The organism is Pontimicrobium sp. MEBiC01747 (assembly GCF_053601635.1).
Genome location: NZ_JBSHNS010000295.1, coordinates 1 through 18,152, shown reverse-complemented (window position 1 = coordinate 18,152; position 18,152 = coordinate 1). Strand labels below are relative to the sequence as shown.

15 protein-coding genes and 1 pseudogene are annotated in these 18,152 nt (G+C 27.5%); all 16 read left to right on the top strand.

Annotated elements, in window-relative coordinates; translation table 11 throughout:
- The first annotated feature begins 130 nt into the window (after positions 1-130).
- Positions 131-1,276: a UDP-4-amino-4,6-dideoxy-N-acetyl-beta-L-altrosamine transaminase gene (gene pseC, locus ACVC2P_RS09735; protein WP_452598283.1), complete on the top strand. Its 1,146-nt coding sequence runs from the start codon at positions 131-133 to the stop codon at positions 1,274-1,276.
- Positions 1,269-1,973 (top strand): pseudaminic acid cytidylyltransferase, encoded by a 705-nt coding sequence (gene pseF / locus ACVC2P_RS09730; RefSeq protein WP_452598282.1) that lies wholly within the window; start codon positions 1,269-1,271, stop codon positions 1,971-1,973. Before pseC ends, pseF begins: the two co-directional genes overlap by 8 nt.
- Entirely contained in the window at positions 1,957-2,964 is a 1,008-nt protein-coding gene (gene pseG, locus ACVC2P_RS09725) for a UDP-2,4-diacetamido-2,4,6-trideoxy-beta-L-altropyranose hydrolase (RefSeq protein ID WP_452598281.1), read from the top strand. Before pseF ends, pseG begins: the two co-directional genes overlap by 17 nt.
- Positions 2,958-3,842 (top strand): methionyl-tRNA formyltransferase, encoded by an 885-nt coding sequence (locus ACVC2P_RS09720; protein WP_452598280.1) that lies wholly within the window; start codon positions 2,958-2,960, stop codon positions 3,840-3,842. Before pseG ends, ACVC2P_RS09720 begins: the two co-directional genes overlap by 7 nt.
- Positions 3,826-4,869 (top strand): pseudaminic acid synthase, encoded by a 1,044-nt coding sequence (pseI, locus tag ACVC2P_RS09715; RefSeq protein WP_452598279.1) that lies wholly within the window; start codon positions 3,826-3,828, stop codon positions 4,867-4,869. Before ACVC2P_RS09720 ends, pseI begins: the two co-directional genes overlap by 17 nt.
- 92 nt (positions 4,870-4,961) lie before the next feature.
- The gene (locus ACVC2P_RS09710; RefSeq protein WP_452598278.1) at positions 4,962-6,101 is read left to right on the top strand and encodes a hypothetical protein; all 1,140 of its coding nucleotides are present in this window, start codon (positions 4,962-4,964) and stop codon (positions 6,099-6,101) included.
- A complete protein-coding gene (locus ACVC2P_RS09705) occupies positions 6,098-7,825 on the top strand; it encodes a hypothetical protein (RefSeq protein WP_452598277.1) in 1,728 nt (575 codons plus the stop codon). Before ACVC2P_RS09710 ends, ACVC2P_RS09705 begins: the two co-directional genes overlap by 4 nt.
- Positions 7,822-9,018, top strand: coding sequence for a hypothetical protein (locus ACVC2P_RS09700; protein WP_452598276.1), 1,197 nt, complete (start codon positions 7,822-7,824; stop codon positions 9,016-9,018). The genes ACVC2P_RS09705 and ACVC2P_RS09700 overlap by 4 nt, the downstream gene beginning before the upstream one ends.
- Positions 9,008-10,195 (top strand): O-antigen ligase family protein, encoded by a 1,188-nt coding sequence (locus ACVC2P_RS09695; RefSeq protein ID WP_452598275.1) that lies wholly within the window; start codon positions 9,008-9,010, stop codon positions 10,193-10,195. The genes ACVC2P_RS09700 and ACVC2P_RS09695 overlap by 11 nt, the downstream gene beginning before the upstream one ends.
- Positions 10,180-12,036, top strand: coding sequence for an asparagine synthase (glutamine-hydrolyzing) (asnB, locus tag ACVC2P_RS09690; RefSeq protein ID WP_452598274.1), 1,857 nt, complete (start codon positions 10,180-10,182; stop codon positions 12,034-12,036). Before ACVC2P_RS09695 ends, asnB begins: the two co-directional genes overlap by 16 nt.
- 51 nt (positions 12,037-12,087) lie before the next feature.
- The gene (locus ACVC2P_RS09685; protein WP_452598273.1) at positions 12,088-12,621 is read left to right on the top strand and encodes a hypothetical protein; all 534 of its coding nucleotides are present in this window, start codon (positions 12,088-12,090) and stop codon (positions 12,619-12,621) included.
- Positions 12,622-12,650: 29 nt separating this feature from the next.
- Entirely contained in the window at positions 12,651-14,240 is a 1,590-nt protein-coding gene (locus tag ACVC2P_RS09680; RefSeq protein WP_452598272.1) for a heparinase II/III domain-containing protein, read from the top strand.
- Positions 14,237-15,439: a hypothetical protein gene (locus ACVC2P_RS09675; protein WP_452598271.1), complete on the top strand. Its 1,203-nt coding sequence runs from the start codon at positions 14,237-14,239 to the stop codon at positions 15,437-15,439. The genes ACVC2P_RS09680 and ACVC2P_RS09675 overlap by 4 nt, the downstream gene beginning before the upstream one ends.
- A gap of 8 nt (positions 15,440-15,447) precedes the next feature.
- Complete coding sequence (locus tag ACVC2P_RS09670; RefSeq protein ID WP_452598270.1) at positions 15,448-16,617, top strand: glycosyltransferase family 4 protein; 1,170 nt, start codon at positions 15,448-15,450, stop codon at positions 16,615-16,617.
- The gene (locus tag ACVC2P_RS09665) at positions 16,614-17,534 is read left to right on the top strand and encodes an NAD-dependent epimerase/dehydratase family protein (RefSeq protein ID WP_452598269.1); all 921 of its coding nucleotides are present in this window, start codon (positions 16,614-16,616) and stop codon (positions 17,532-17,534) included. Before ACVC2P_RS09670 ends, ACVC2P_RS09665 begins: the two co-directional genes overlap by 4 nt.
- A gap of 3 nt (positions 17,535-17,537) precedes the next feature.
- A pseudogene (locus ACVC2P_RS09660) lies at positions 17,538-18,152 on the top strand (UDP-GlcNAc--UDP-phosphate GlcNAc-1-phosphate transferase); the annotation flags it as partial.

The following is an 18,152-nucleotide window of genomic DNA, read 5'->3' as shown; positions in this document are numbered from 1 at the left end:
TAACACATTTTAACGCTAAACTAGTAGATGAAGAGTTTAGTTATAATTCTGGAAACAATACAGAATGGGAAACGGTAGAAAGTTTAAGGCATTTAGTAAAAGAACATGTAGATCCTAATTTTACAGAATAATGAAAGCGATACCTTACGGAAGACAGAATATAGAACAAGATGATATAGACGCAGTAGTAAAAACACTAACAGCAGATTTTTTAACGCAAGGACCAAAAATTAAGGAATTTGAAGAGAAATTTGCTGCGTATGTAGGTTCAGAATATGCCGTGGCCGTAAGTAATGCTACAGCTGGGTTGCATATAGCAGTACTAGCATTAGAATTAAAACCAAACGATCGCGTTATTACAACTCCAATTACTTTTGCTGCATCTGCAAATTGTGTTAGGTATGCAGATGCAGAAGTATGGTTTGCAGATATAGACCCAGATACTTATTTATTATCTTTTGAAAGCACCAAAAAATTAATAGAAAGTAAGCCTAAAGGGTTTTTTAAAGGAATTATACCAGTAGATTTTGCAGGATTACCAGTTAATCTTGAAAAGTTTAAAGCATTAGCAGATGAACACGATTTATGGATTGTGGAAGACGCTTGTCATGCACCCGGAGGTTACTTCGTTGATTCTAATAAAGAGACTCAGAAATGTGGAAATGGTAATTATGCAGACATAGGTGTTTTTTCTTTTCACCCAGTAAAGCATATCGCATGTGGAGAAGGAGGTATGTTAACTACCAATTCAGAAAAAGTATATAAAAAGCTTTTATCACTTCGAAGCCATGGTATTACAAAAGAAAACATGAGTGAGAATCATGGTGGTTGGTTTTATGAAATGCAAGAATTAGGATATAATTACAGGCTTACAGACATTCAATGTGCCTTAGGTATTACCCAACTTGCTAAAAATAATGAAGGTGTAAAAAAGAGAAACGCTATAGCAAACACATATAAAAAAGCATTTCAAAATAAAATTAAATATCAAAGCTTGCCAAGCGATAGTTATAACGCACACCATTTATTTATTATAGAAGTAGAAGATAGGATAGGGCTTTATAACAACTTAAGAGAGAATAATATATTTGCTCAAATACACTATATACCAGTCCATACTTTACCTTACTATAAAGAGATTGGTTATGGGGATGCTAATCTAAGCCATTCAGAAAATTATTATTCTAAATGCATTAGTTTACCTATGTATCCTAGTTTAACAGAAAAAGAACAAGCTTTTGTTATAGAAAAAGTACTAGATTATATTAATGGCTAATTTAGCAATTATACCAGCAAGAGGAGGAAGTAAGCGCATACCTAGAAAAAATATTAAATCTTTTTTAGGTAAACCAATTATAGCATATTCTATAGAAGCAGCATTACAAAGTAACTTGTTCGATGAGGTAATGGTGTCTACAGATGACGAAGAAATAGCAGCAATAGCCATAAAATATGGAGCAAAAGTACCCTTTCTAAGAAGTAAAGATAACGCTAATGATTATGCAGTTTTAGCAGATGTAGTAGAAGAAGTTATTACTAGTTACTCTAATATAAAAAAGACCTTTAATATAGTTTGCTGTTTATTACCAACAGCTCCTTTTATTACCTCTAATAAAATTAGAGAGGCTTACCAAAAACTAACAAAAGAAAAACTTGATAGTGTATTCCCTGTATTGGAATACTCATTTCCTATACAGCGCTCTTTAAAGATAGATAAAGATAAAGTAAAAATGGTTTGGGAAGAACATTTAAATTCCAGATCACAAGATTTAGAAGCAAGATATCATGATTCGGGTCAGTTCTATTGGTTAAATACAACCTCTTTTTTAAAAGAGAAGAAATTATTTACATCAAACTCAGGGGCAATAATAATTTCCGAGTTAGAAGCACAAGATATAGATACAAGTACCGATTGGGCGTTAGCAGAAATAAAATATAAACTATTATTTAATAACCATGAAAATAGTCTTTAGGGCAGATGGCAACGCAATAACAGGGCTAGGACATTTATATAGGCTATTTAGCCTTGTTGAAGTTATTAAAGAGTCTTTTGAATTTATATTTTTAACACATGAAAGCTCTATACATTCAGTAATACCAAAAACATATAATACTTCAATTGTACCAAAATCCATAACCATTGAAGATGAGCCAGAATGGATAATGGAGAACTACCCATCTTCAGAACACATTATTGTTGCAGATGGCTATCAATTTATAACATCGTATCAAAAAAAAATAAAAGAATTAGGGTATAACCTTGTTTATATAGATGATTTAGCAAAAGAGTATATGTATGCAGATATTGTTATCAATCATTCGCCATACATTAAAGAAAGCCATTATAAAAAAGAAACATACACAAAGTTAATTTTAGGAACACAGTATGCTTTATTAAGACCTCTTTTTTTAAAAGAAGCCAAACAAAATAAAGAAATTAAAACAATAGATAGCGCCTTTATTTGTTTTGGTGGAGCAGATCCTTTTAATTTAACTTTTAAGGCTGTTAAAGCATTACTAACAATCTCTAAATTTAAGGCAATACATGTTGTTTTAGGAGGTGCTTACAAGCATAAAGAAATTATAGCATTAGAGAAGGAGTATCCAAATAAAATAAAAACCTACAAGAACCTTTCAGAGAAAGATTTAATTAAAACCATGCAAGCATGTAACTACGCTATTGCCCCAGCGAGTACAATTTTATATGAACTTTGTTGTGTTAAAATGCCTATATTAAGTGGTTATTATGTTGATAACCAAGAATTAATATATAAAGGGTTTTTAGAGAATAAAGCAGTATATAAAGGAGGGAATATAAAAAACTATCTAATTTCCGATTTTATTGAAAAAACAAAAGAAATATTAAAGCAGCAGCATTTTAATTCCCAAATAGAAGCTCAAAATATTCTGTTCGATAAAAAAATAGCATTTAGACATTTAAACTTAATTAAGGAATTATGTTAACGTTAGGAGTACTTTGTAGTGGCGGTTTAGGCATAGATACATTGACAAAAATAGCTAAAGAACATACAATAAAATTTGTACTAACAGATAGCGGGTCTAAGGAAATAATTGATTTTGTTATCAAAAATAATATTCCGTATTATGCAGGCAACCCAAGAAAAGGGAAAGGGTATAATTTTATTAAAAACATTAATGTAGATGTTATAGCATCCATAAACTATTTGTTTTTAATAGAGAAAGATATTATTGACCATTCTAATATTTTAACGTTTAATATACACGGTTCACTATTGCCTAAATATAGAGGAAGAACGCCACATGTATGGGCAATAATAAATGGAGAATCGGAAGCAGGAATTACAGCGCATGTTATTGATGAAGGCTGTGATACAGGAAAAATAATTCATCAAAGAGTAGTTGCTATTACACCAGGAGATACAGGAGCAACCATGCTTAAAAAATATGCTAGAGAATACTATCCTTTAGTTAAAGAAATTCTTGAAGATATACTTTATAATAGATTAAAATTAACAAAACAGAAAGAAGAAGAAGCAACATATTTTGGAAAACGAACCCCAGATGACGGAGAAATAAATTGGAATCGTAAAGCACAAGATATAATAAACTGGGTTCGAGCCCAAGCTAACCCTTACCCAGGCGCATTTACCTATTATAATAACAAGAAAATAATTATAGATAAAGTCTCTTTATATGAAGGAGAAATTAATGCAGAAAAATACGCTATAGGTGAAATTATAAACTCCAATCCTCAAGTGCTTGTAAAGTGCAAAAATGGAATTATAGTATTAGACATTATAAGAACAAAAAATTGTATTTTTGAAGAAGGAAAAATTTTTGAAAATGAGAATAGGAAATAGAGAGATAGGTGGAGGTAATCCATGTTTTATAATTGCAGAATTATCTGCAAACCATAATGGAGACTTAGATGTTGCAATAGAAACCATTAGAGCAGCAAAAAAAACAGGTGCAGACGCTATAAAACTTCAAACCTATACTCCAGACACTTTAACAATAGATTGCGATAATGAGCATTTTAAAATTGAAGGAGGAACGTTATGGGACGGTAAAACATTACATGAACTTTATGGGGAAGCCTATACACCTTGGGAATGGCATAAAAAACTATTTGAAGTTGCAGAAGAAGAAGGACTTATATGCTTTTCATCACCTTTTGATTTTACAGCAGTAGATTTTTTAGAAGAATTAAATGTGCCTGCATATAAAATAGCATCTTTCGAAATACAAGATATCCCATTAATAGAATATGCGGCTTCAAAAGGGAAACCAATAATTATGTCTACAGGTATAGCAGAAGAAGCAGACATTAAACTCGCTGTAGAAACATGTAGAAAAGTAGGGAATAATAACATTATTTTATTAAAATGTACATCATCCTATCCAGCACCTTTAGAATTAGCAAATTTAAAAACTATTCCAGACTTAAAAGAGCGTTTTGGAGTAGAAGTTGGTTTTAGCGATCATACATACGGAGCTTTAGCGCCAGTTGTAGCAACTACTTTAGGAGCTACAGTTATAGAAAAACACTTTATTTTAGATAAGTCCATTGGTGGTCCAGACGCAGATTTTTCTCTTGATGTTGCAGAATTTACAGAATTAGTAGATAAAGTAAGAGACACAGAGAAACTATTAGGAAAAGTATCTTATGAAATTTCAGAGAAAGTAAAAAATAACAGAAAATTTGCACGCTCTCTATTTGTAGTTAATGATATAAAACAAGGCGATACCATTACTAAAGAAAATATTAGGTCTATTAGACCTGGTTATGGTTTACACCCCAAGTATTATAAAGAAATACTAGGTAAAGTTATAAATACTAACTTAGATAGAGGAACACCACTTTGTTTAGAACATATTAAAGAATAACTTTGTTAAAAAGTAAAATACTTAAACATAAAGCTTATATCTTTTATACCTTTTTCAAATATGTTGAATATGGTATATTAGCCTTAATTTTCATGTCTTTTGCCAACTTGGTGTCACCAGAAGAATATGGAAGAGCTTCTGTAGGTTTTCAAGTTATAACCTATTCAGCATTTATTGTAATGGGGGTTAATCAAGTATTACTTAAACGTTACTCTTTAGAAGATAATGAGAGCCTTAAAACCTTTTATTTACAATATAATGTTATATATAACATTATGGCTTGTGCTTTTTCTGTTTTCTTAATTTCTATATTGTTTTCTAATAAAGAATATGTTGTTTTTCTTTCTCTTATTTGTGGTGTTAAGCTCATTCTGGAGTCCTCTATAGCCATTAATAGAGTTAAAAGTAATATGGTAAATATTAATATAGTATACCTATCCTATTCAATACTATTTTTAATTCTCTTTTTTACACTTGTATCCAATGTTTTTAATTTTTTTAAATATTGGAGTTATTCTATTTTTTTTGGTGCAGTTGTAGGAGCGATGTTAAGCTTTATATCAGTTTTTAAATCCTTTCGTTTAAATCCTTTTATAGAACAATTAAAAAGCCACTTTAAACTATTGTTTAACGATGGGGTTAAACTTGCTTTAATTAGTTTAATTTCCCCTTTATTTTCAACACTTAATATTATTTGTTTAAACTATTTTGAAATAGATGATACCGTTACAGGGAACTTTCAATTAGCAGATAATATAGCAAATATGGTTTCACTAGGAGGAGCTTCAATTCTATTTATTGTATTTCCAGACGTTATTAAACAAATTTCGAAAGACACATCAAAGATTCAATCGTTTTATAAATTAGGGCTTAAAGTTGTAGTTATTAGCATTATTGCATTAGTAATTTTGTACTATCCTTTAAAAGAAGTTTTATTATACTTTTTTCCAGAATATGAAAAACTATCTTATCTAATTCTTTTTACCCTAATTTCGAGGTTACTAATACTATTATTATTTATACCTAATTCGGTTTGGATAACATTCTCTAAAGAGAAAATTTATATAAAAAGCTCTATTGTTGGTGTATTAATTATGGGGGTTGTTTTTATTGTTTTTTTAAACAAAGCAAGTATAGATGCAATTTACAATTATATGCTAATCTTTCAAATTGTAGTTTTAATAGGACTACATATATATTTAAAGCGTAAAATAAAAGCTAATATAATATGAGACTTATAATAGCATTCGATACTAATTTTAAATTTAATACTACAGATACAGTTATTGCTAAAGAAAAACCAAGTAGTATAGAGGATAGCCAATTTATTAAGGTAGATGCTTTAAAGGAGGTGGATTATGTTGATGACTTAGAACAACTAAAGGACAGTTTAATAAAAAATTATAAATCTAAAAACATTAGAGGTTCAATTTATAGTTCCATAAATAACTTTAATAGAAATTGGATTTTACCACTTTTTAAATGGGTAGATACTATAGATTCTGCACTTTTAAAACAGACCTTTACAGAAATTATTATTATTGGTTATACTAAAAATATAGGCTATATCCCTTACTATGAAGCAGAAGGGGAAATAGGAAGTAAATTACTCTATTCAGATTATGACGCTATACCGTGCTTAATAGAAGAATACTTAAAAAGCAAAAATATTAATGTTCTATTAAAACAAAAAAAATCGGTTTTTAAATTACGTATTAGAGTTTTTATTAGGCGATATATACTCTTAATATATAAAGTTATTGCTTTTATAAAAAATAAATATAAAACACGACACTATAAAAATCAATCAATAGACTTTAATAAAATAAAGTTTTTGTTTAGTACCAGAAGTATAGCACACTCAGAATATATGTTTAATTTTTTGAAAACATATAATGAGGAAACTATAATACATGTAAGCGATGGATTACATGCAGGTAATAAGAACCTTAATTTTATAGAAAATCAAAAATTTAAAAATGTTGTAGTACTCTACAAAACAGTATCCATACTAAAAACAATTTCTATTTTTTTTAATACAGTTAAAGCATTATGCAAAGTTAAAAGAAATACCTTTTTTGAGATTAAAGGTATAAAGATAAATATGTCTAGCGTAATAAAAGAAATGCTAATTTCTTATTTTGATGCCTTACTATACCAAGCAAGTATTCTATCTACAATTAAAGACAATAAGATTAAACTTATTACAGGAGAAATGTATACCCCGTATGCTTATACTGTTTCAGAAATAGGAAAAGATAAAGCTAATACAACGATACAATTACAGACAACAGCAATGATGGTTCGTAAAGAACCAAATTTTGTGTATTGTGATAAGTTTTTAATGAATTCAAAAGAAAATGCTGAAGCGTTAAAAAATATATACCCCAAAAAAGCCAATCAAATAGAATATTATGGTTCACTTTTATATAACGAAAAAGCAACAACACAATTAGACAATAAAAGAGAACTTAAAAAAATAGTATACTTTACACAACCACTAATTGAAGAAGATATAGAATATTTAATTATAGATAAATTAATAGAACTAGAACGTATTTATAATTACAAAACATATATTAAATTACACCCTAGAGAAAGAGCTAGTAAACTAGAACGCTATAACAATAAACTAAATATAATAGATAATAACCTTATATTTAAAGAGTATATTAGTGAGTTCGATTTAGCAGTTATTAGAAATACTTCATTAGGATCCTCTATAATATTAGAAGGAATACCAATTATTACATGTCTATTATCTGAAACAGCTAGAAATAGTAAAATGGATTATATAGACCATAATTACCATGGGACAATTTTTTCTATAAATGAGTTAAAAAATAAAATAAGCCATTTTGAAACTTTAAAAACAGAATTTAAAAGCTATAGAGAAAACTACATACAAATGAATGAATTAACCAAAGGTGTACACCATTTTTATAATAGTTTATGAAGCATAAGCTAAACGTTAATATACATACTTTTTATATAGTTAATATAATTACTATTATTATTTTAGGTCTAATAGCGACACTATTAAGAGGCTTTACAGATATAAATTTAATTAGGTATATTCTTTTCTTAAACCTTATAAATAACTCATGGTATATTATAGTAAACCTACATAAGCTTAAACTAAAGCTCTGGACTTCTGTTTTGTTTATTTTAGTTATTATATCCTTTATAAAAGGCCTAGTTGTAAGCCCAATAAGCGAAAGAAGCATCCTAGATTTTTATAAACCTATAAGCTTTTTAATTATTTATCAAATCTTTAGTTCCTTAAAGCGAGGAGACAGAGATTTAATAGTAAATAAAATAAAGACTAGTTATGCTAATTTCTTATTAAAATCATCAATATTCTTTGGAATAACCGTAGTTGTTCTACTCATTTTTTTTAGAGGCTATCCTGGACTTAGATTACCACTAACAATACCGCTAACCGTATATGCTTTAAATATTGCAAATATGAGTGTTATAGGCTTAATAATTGTTGGGATTTTTTCAGGAAAACGAGCAATATTAGTAGCATCATTACCCGTTTTAATATTAGTTATAAAGAAGCAATTAACAGTTAAAAAAGTAATATTTTTTCTTGTATCTGTATTACTATTACTTATAGTATTATATCCTAAATTAGATAATATAAATTCCTCGAAAGCATTCAATAAATATAGATATACCATTAAAAAATTCGAAAAATTTAAAGAAACTAAAGATTTAGAACTACTTAATCATGCATCTGGACAACGTTTGCAAGAAATTACATCTGGATTTCATGATTTTAATTCTTTAGACTATATTTTTGGAAAGGGAGTTGGTTATACCTACGACTTGTATAATGTTAAACGAACAAAGCTAATTAAGGAAGATTATGGGAATATTCACTTTTCTCCAGCTTCTCTAGTATTGTCATACGGTCTACTGTTTATGTTAATCTTATATAGCAGTCTTATATTAATACTTATAAAAGCAAGAAAATATTACAAATCCCGAGGAGATGCTTTTAATGTTAAAGTGTTGTATTTCATTGTATTATCGTTTTTTATAGAATCACTCTTTGCTTTTATTTTATTCGTTGTTCCTTTTCTGCCTATTTGTATGGGGCTATTAAGTAACTATATTAAAACAAAAAATAATGATACTTAAAATTAAAAAAAGCATTAGTTTTTTGGTCTTGTTATTAGCTTTTGTAATGACAGGAACACCGATAATAGTAGATAGTATTTTAATAATAATGGCAGGAGTATTAGCACTGTTTCTTTTTTTTAAAGAAAAGAACTATGAGAAGATATTTTTAAAAACATACTTTCCACTGTTTCTTTTTTATTTAGTGCTGTTAATAGGTCTTATATATTCAGAAAACATTTCTAAAAGCTTTAACCAGCTAGAAAAGAAATTAACTTTTATAATATTACCAATAATATTTTATACAATAAGACACTACATAAACACCGAAAAAATAATCAAGTATTTTTCTTTTGGAGTGCTTTTTTCCTCATTAATATGCGATGTTATAGTCGTTTTTAAATATAAAACCATTTTTACAGGTTACACCACGTTATTGCAGTCTTTAGACATTGATCCCACTTATTTTTCTATGTATTGTCTTTTTGCAATGACATTTTTTTATGAAACACTATTAAAAACAACGAACACGAAAATAAAAATAGCATATTTAAGCGTTTTTATTTATTTAGCCTATTTCTTCTTAAGAGTAGGATCTAAAATTGGTTTAATTTTAATATTTGTAATTATTATTTACACATTATTAAAATCCTTTAGAAAAAAGACTAAAAAAACAAATTATATCCTATTTACTATTTTAATAATGTTTGCATTATTAAGTTATTTCTTGCCTATTACTTATAATAGATTTTATGCTCCATTAATAGATAATAAACTTGACTTTTACCAATTAAGGATGAAATTTTTTAATGAGCGCTATTATGCATGGAAATGCTCCCTTGAAGCCCTTAATATTAAATATATATGGTTAGGTTATGGTACAGGAGACGATTTAGGAGTCTTAAAAGAATGCTATGAAAGTTTTAAAAGAACGTACACTTTAAACTCACATAACATTTATTTTTCTAGTTTATTAAAAAACGGATTTTTAGGGTTGTTATCACTTCTTTTTGTTATTATTCAAGGATTTAAAACGAGTAAAATACAATATATTATTTTTTCCTTAATTATAATATTTACAGGTTTTACAGAATCAATCTTTGAGAGACAGAAAGGCATCATATTTTTTACCTTTATTTGCACTTTAATACTTACGGAATTACTAATAAAAAAAGAAAATAAATGTGTGGAATTGTAGGCTACATATCAAAAGCAGGATATAGGGACACTTTAGAAGATAAATTAGAAGCAATAAAACATAGAGGGCCAGATGGAAAAGGACTCTATGAAAGCTTTAATGAGACTTGTAATGTAGGTTTAGGTCATGTAAGATTAAGTATTATAGACCTATCGGAAAAAGCAAATCAACCCTTTTATTCTAATTGTAATAAATATGTTATTATTTTTAATGGTGAGATATATAATTATAAGAAACTTAAAGATAAATACTTAAAAGATGTTGTTTTTAAAACAGAGTCAGATACCGAGGTCCTGTTACAGTTATATATTTTAAAAGGAAAAGCAATTCTTAATGAACTTAACGGAATGTTTGCCTTTGCAATATACAATGTCGATGACGAATCGTTATTTATAGCAAGAGATCAACTAGGTATTAAGCCTCTTTATTATTATTACGATAAAGATAAGTTCATTTTTTCTTCAGAAATTAAAGCACTTTGGAAATTTGCAGGAGTAAAAAAAGAAATAGATGAAAGTAGTTATACAGAGTTTTTACTAAATGGATTTCTATATGAACCAGATACTGGATTTAAAAATATTAATAAGCTTGAATTAGGATCTTCAATAACCATAAATGATACTTTTAATATATTAATAGAAAAATATTGGGACCTTAATTGTAACGAAAAAAACATAGCTAACCCTACAGAAACATTTAACCTTAAGATTAAAGACTCTATAGAAGAACACTTAGAAAGCGATGTGCCAGTTGGGTTATTTTTTAGCGGAGGTGTAGACTCTACGATTATACTAAATAAAGTAAAAGACACAATACAACCAATAGTTGTTAAGTCCAGTCAGGAAGATTCTAAAGATAGTGGGCAAACTAATGACTATTTTTATGCAAAAAAAGTAGCAAACTCTCTAAATGTAGAACTAGAAACTATTGAGTTAGACGAAGAAATAAAAAACACCGACGATTTTTTAAAACAAATAGACTTTTTAAGTAAAGCAACCGAAGAGCCTATATCGGACTATACATTTATATCTTCTCAAATTATATCTAAAAGATCTAAAGAAACAGGTTATACCGTTATGCTATCGGGTATGGGAGCAGACGAAATATTTGGAGGATACCCAAGATATAAAATGGTTAAATACGATAAACTATTTGGAGTTATAAATAAATTAGTACCAGACATACTATTAAAACGTAAATCGTTTGAAAAAAAGATACAACGCTTTAAAACGTATTTTAATTATAAAGAGTTTGGCCTAAAATATGCTAGTTTGGTGGGTTACTTTTCTTTAAAAGAGTTAGACGATCTAATACTAGACAAAGCAGATGCATCTGCATACTTAACTAAAACAAATAAATATTTAGAAAATGTACCCAATGCTTCTAAATTAAAAAAAGCAATGTATCTAGACCTTTATGGTTTTTTATCGCATAACTTTCTTGTTGCAGATAAATCTAGTATGCTGGAAAGTTTAGAATTAAGAGTGCCATTAGCTACTAAAGACTTAATGGAACAAACTTTTAATATTAAATCTAGCGCCTTACTAAAATTTAATGACACAAAAATAATATTAAAAAAACTCTTACTAAAAGCAGGTTTTGCAAAAGATATAATTTATAGAAAAAAAGCAGGTTTTAATCCTCCGCTAGATAACCTAATTAAAAACTTAGGAATACAAAAAATAAGAAAAGTATTAGAAACTAATGGCTTTTTCAAATCCTTTAATATTAAATCTGTTGATATTATATTAGAAAATCATTTTAATGGAAAAGAAAACAATACTTATAAGATTTTTCAGTTACTGTATTTGAGTTTTTGGATTAAAAACAATGCCTTATAATTAAGTATTATACCTATTACTTTTTATATTTGCTAATAAAATTTCTTAAAAATGAATAAAATAGTCATTAAATTCACCCTAATTACATTTTTATCAATTTCAATATTAAGTTGCGGTAGCGATAAAAAAGAGAATAAAACAGAAAAAAATACACCAGCTGTTAGTGTAGAAAAAACCAAAGCAGAGTTAAAAAAAGAAGAACAGGCATATTATGAAAAAGCAATCCAAGAAGTCTTAAAATCTTCAAGCGAGTATGCCTACTATAAATCTGAATTAGGAGTTAATATATTTATAAAAGGAAGTGAAATTATTTGTTTTTTAGATGTGAAAAACGAAACTGATGCCATATATAGTGACAATTTTTTTGCTAATGTATACAAAACAGGAGGAAAAGAATCTTTAAAATTTGAATTTATGGATTTTGAGAAAGATGATGTTAAAATAGATGGAGTTGACTATATGTTTGCTGCTTTTAACTTTAAAGATGTAGACTTAACATCGTCAATTCAAGTTGGACAATACAGTAAAGAGCAGAAAAAAATAACTTGGAAAGTATTAATCCCAAAAGGAAGATTCCATAAATAATAGCTTTCTAGAGTACCGTAATCACCCCAATGGACTATAAAAAACTAAAAAGATTATACAATACTGTAAAATATCTAAAAATTAAACAAGTTTACTATAGATTATATTACTTTATTAGAAATAAACTTTACAAAAAAAACTACAAATTACCTCACAAACCTATAAAAACAACAGCTTTAAATTGCTATCGTTTTTATAACCCTTCATCTCGTTACGATGATTGTAGTTTTACCTTTTTAAATAAAACAAAAACGTTTAAGTCTGTAATAGACTGGAATTTTCCAGATTATGGAAAATTATGGACATATAACTTGAATTATTTCGAGTTTTTAAATCAACCAGAAATAACCGAAGAGAAAGGACTTAAATTAATTAATGATTATATTAATAATAATCACTATTTAAAAGATGGTCTTGAACCCTATCCCATTTCTCTTAGGACTATTAATTGGATAAAGTTTTTGTCTAGGTATAATATTACAGACAAAAAAATAAATAATGCATTATACCTGCACTACAAGCAATTATGCGATAATTTAGAATACCATTTATTAGGTAATCACTTGCTTGAAAATGCTTTTTCACTTCTATTTGGAGCCTATTTTTTTAATGACGAATACTTTTATAAAAAAGCAATTAACATTTTAAAAGTAGAACTTAAAGAGCAAATACTTAATGATGGAGCACATTTTGAGCTGTCACCTATGTATCATCAAATTATATTATTTAAAGTTCTTGACTCTATTTACCTAGTAAAAAATAATAAATGGAAAGAAAATGAGTTGTTATCTAATTTAATAACAACCGCTAAAAAAATGCTGTTATTTTTAAAAGAAATAACCTATAGTAATGGAGATATACCAATGGTTAATGATAGTACTTTTGATATAGCACCTACAACCAAAAAATTATTAGAATTAGCTAGTGTATTAAAAATAGATACAAATAATAATATAAAATTAAATGAGTCTGGATACAGAAAAGCTAAAAAAAATAATTACGAGTTATTTTACGATATAGGACATGTAGGTCCATCCTACCAACCAGGGCATGCACATTCAGATACGTTTAATTTTGAGTTATATTACAAAGGCAACCCCTTCATCGTAGACACAGGTATCTCTACTTATGAAAAGAATACTTTAAGGCAAATTGAAAGAAGTACAGCATCCCATAATACGGTATTAGTAAAAAATATAGAACAAACAGATGTCTGGGGAGGTTTTAGAGTTGGTAAAAGAGCAAAAATAACCTATTTAAAAGAAACAGATAATAAAATAATAGCTGGGCATAATGGCTATAAAGCTATTGGAATTAGCCACGAGAGAAGCTTCACACATTTAAATGACGAAATTACAATAGAAGACAAAATTACAGGAGATATAAATATTAAAACACAAGCCGCATTGCATCTCCATCCAAATATTAAAATAGCTCATATTGATAATAATATAATTAGTTTTGATGGTTTGGATATTACAATTACTTTTGATAATAATTATAAGTTGGTAACAACAGAAAAATACAACTACTGTTTTGGATTTAATAAAACCGTTAAAGCTGTGAAAATAGTAATAGAATTTGACGAGATTTTAACAACAAAAATTAAATGTAAATGATTGAAGACACAATAGATAATTTATTTAAAAAAGTAATAACTGTTTTTATTGTTATCTTCTTTCTTGTGTCGTTTTTTTCGCATATTATAACTTTTTATGATTTAAATTTTCCAACAAGGTTAACATTAGTTGTCAATTTAGTGTTCGAATTATGTCTTTTCTACTTTGTTTTCAAATTAAATATAGAAAAAAAGACTTACCTATATGTAATATTATTAATTGCTTCATTTATTATTGGACAAGCCCTTTTAAATTTTAAATTTTTTAAGCTAAATGCCCTTTTAAGTGAGGTTTTAGAAGGAGACGTTTTACAGATAAATAACTATCTTTTAATATTCTTCTTTTCGGCAGTATTTATACGTATTAAAAATAAAAAAGAAATTATACATAAGGTATTAGAAATAATTAAATATATCGTTTACGGCAATGCTATATTAGTTATTTTAGGTTTTGTTTTTAATATAGAACTTTTTAAATCGTACCCACATACCCCAAGATTTGGTTATATGGGGTTATTTTTAGCCAACACATTTGCGCAGTTTATTTATATAATATTAATTACACTAGCGTATAAAAAGTTTCAATTAAATAAAAAGTATTTACTTGAGTTTATATTTATATCTATTGTAGCTCTATTGTTAGGAAAAAAGGCTATCGCTTTATTTTTAGGCCTTTTAATGATATATCATTTCTGTTTTTTTAATAGGTATAAATTAATTTATAGAATTGTAACAGCTACAAGTTTGTTCTTAATCGTTCTGTTTAAAAAAGAAATTATAAACCAATTAGTAGAATGGTTCCCTTTTTGGAAGAAATTTGACGTTAATAAAAATTTACTTTCAGTATTATTATCATTAAGAGATATTAGATTTGAAAATTTTGTGGCTTTTATGGAAAGCCATTGGACTAAACTAAATTATATTTTTGGAGGCGTGAACTTTCCAAAAAGTCGCGTAGAGATGGAACTAATAGATTTATATATGTTTTTTGGGATTACGGGCTTAATCATATATTTTAATTTATTTAAATCTTTTTTTAGAAGGATCCCTATAAATGATGTAATTTTGCTTTTATTTACTTTAGTTATAGCCTCATTAACAGGTAGCTTTTTAGTAAACGTTAACTTAGTAATTGTTTATTATTTATTAATAATGAGTTTTAAAGAAGAAATGAACTATTACAGTACTTACGCACCATAAATTTTAAAATGAAAATCTTATTTCTTACATTCTATTTTGAACCAGATTTATCAGCAGGATCATTTAGAAACACATCACTATTTAAGGCTTTAAAAGAAAATATAAAAAAGACAGATACCATAGAAGTAATTACAACTAGCCCTAATAGATATGGATCTTATACAATAGAAGCACAAGAGAAAGAACATTTGTCGGATAATGTTATTGTAAACAGAATAAATATTCCAAAACATCAAAATGGAATTTTAGGTCAAATAAAAACATTTAAAAGCTTTTATTTTCAAGCACTAAAGAGTGTAAAAAACAAAGAATACGATTTAGTCTATGCTTCTTCATCAAGACTATTTACTGCCTTTTTAGGAGCAAGAATAGCCAATAAAAAGAAAGCGAAACTATATTTGGACATTAGAGATATCTTTAGAGAGACAATCTTAGACGTTTATAAAAATAAACTTATAAGAATAGCCCTTAATACTATAATAACTCCAATAGAGAATTATACTTTTAAAAGTGCTAATCACATTAATTTAGTATCTAAAGGTTTCGAAAGTTATTTTAAAAAATACAAATCAAATTTTTCATATTTTACTAATGGTATCGACTCTATTTTTTTAAATAGAACTAGTGTTGTAGAAAAAAAAGAAAATCAAAAAAAAGTTATACTATACGCTGGAAATATAGGAGAAGGACAAGGACTTCATATTATAATACCTACATTAGCAAAAGCTCTAGAAAAACATTATAAATTTAAAGTTATTGGAGATGGAGGGGTTAAAGACAAATTGCTTTCAGAAATAAAAAAACAAGAGGTTACAAATGTAGAAATTACACCACCAGTTGTAAGATTAAAGTTGCTCGAAGAATATGATAATGCAGATTTTTTATTTATGCACTTAAACAAACACGATGCGTTTAAAAGAGTGTTACCTTCAAAGCTATTCGAATATGGAGCCTTTAATAAACCAATGATTGCAGGTGTGTCTGGTTATGCTTCTACTTTTTTAAAAGAAAATGTTACTAATGCTTTAGTTTTCGAGCCAGGCGATTATGTAACAGCCACAAAATTAATAATGGATTACGAATATAAATTAGAAGACAGAAAACAATTTAAAATTAAGTTTTCCAGAGAACAGATAAATGTAAAAATGTCTAAATCTATACTAGAATTAGGAAAATGAAATCAATAATAATCTCAGGCATTTCAGGCTTTATGGGTTCTAATTTAAAGCCATATTTAAATAAAAACTATACAGTATTTGGGCTTTCAAGAAAAGAAAACGAAATAGAAAACACCATAAACTACGATGAGGTTTTTAAAAAAGGCTTAGACAATTATTTAGCATTTATACACTTAGCAGGTAAAGCACACGATTTAAAAAAGACTAGTGATAATAATGCCTATTTTGAAACTAATACAGATCTAACCATAAAATTATTCGATTTGTTTTTAGAAAGCAAATGCGAAGTTTTTATTTTTATGAGTACAGTAAAAGCTATTGCAGATAGTGTAGATAATGTGCTAACAGAAGAAAGTGTGCCAAATCCCAAAACAGCTTACGGTAAATCTAAAAGAGCGGCAGAAGAGTACATTCTATCGAAAAAAATCCCAGAAAATAAAAAAGTATATATATTAAGGCCGTGTATGGTTCATGGGCCAAATAATAAAGGGAACTTAAATCTGCTTTATAAAATAATAAGTAAAGGGATACCCTATCCATTAGGAAACTTCGATAACCGAAGATCTTTTCTGTCTATAGATAATCTTTGTTACTGTACAAAAGAGTTACTACATTTAAAACCAGAAGGAATTTGCTACCAGTTAGCAGACGATATGCCAATATCAACTAATAAGTTGGTTAGTATAATAGCAGAAACAATAGGCAAACCTACTAGAATTGTAAATTTTCCAAAATTTATGTTTCGAATAATAGCTCGAATAGGAGATATTATACCATTATTTCCAATTAATACAGATAAATTAGGAAAACTAACGGAAAATTATGTAGTTTCCAATTCTAAAATAACTGATGCTATTGGAAAAATGCCAATAAGCACAGAAATAGGAATTAAAAAAACTATCCAATCTTTTTTATAAAAAATGCTCAAATACATTTTAGTTTTTATTGCTTTATTTATCTTAGAAATCATCTATATAAAAATCGCATTTGCAAAAAATATTAAAGATAACCCTAATCACAGAAGCGCACATACAAAGCCAACAATTCGGGGAGGAGGAATAATCGTTGTATTTGCAATATTAATTTATGCCATTATATACACACCAGAAATTAACTTCTATTATTTTCTTATAGGTGTCCTATTAGTATCTATTATTAGCTTTTTAGACGACTTAATAACACTATCTTCTGTACTTAGATTAGGAATACACATTACAGCGTTCTCGTTAGTTTTTTATAGCTTAGGGTTGTTTCAAATAAATACCTTAGCTGCGGTAACACTTGTTGTTTTCTCTTATATTTTTTCTATAGGTTATTTAAATATATATAACTTTATGGACGGCATTAATGGGATTACGTTTTTAAATGCATTGGTAAGTTATTTTACTCTATTATATTTAAACGAATATTATTTGGTGTTTGAAGATTCAAGTCTATTTATTCTATTAATTATATCTATTGTAGTTTTTGGTTTTTTTAATTTTAGAAAAAAAGCCATATGTTTTGCTGGAGATATAGGAAGTATTTCTATAGGG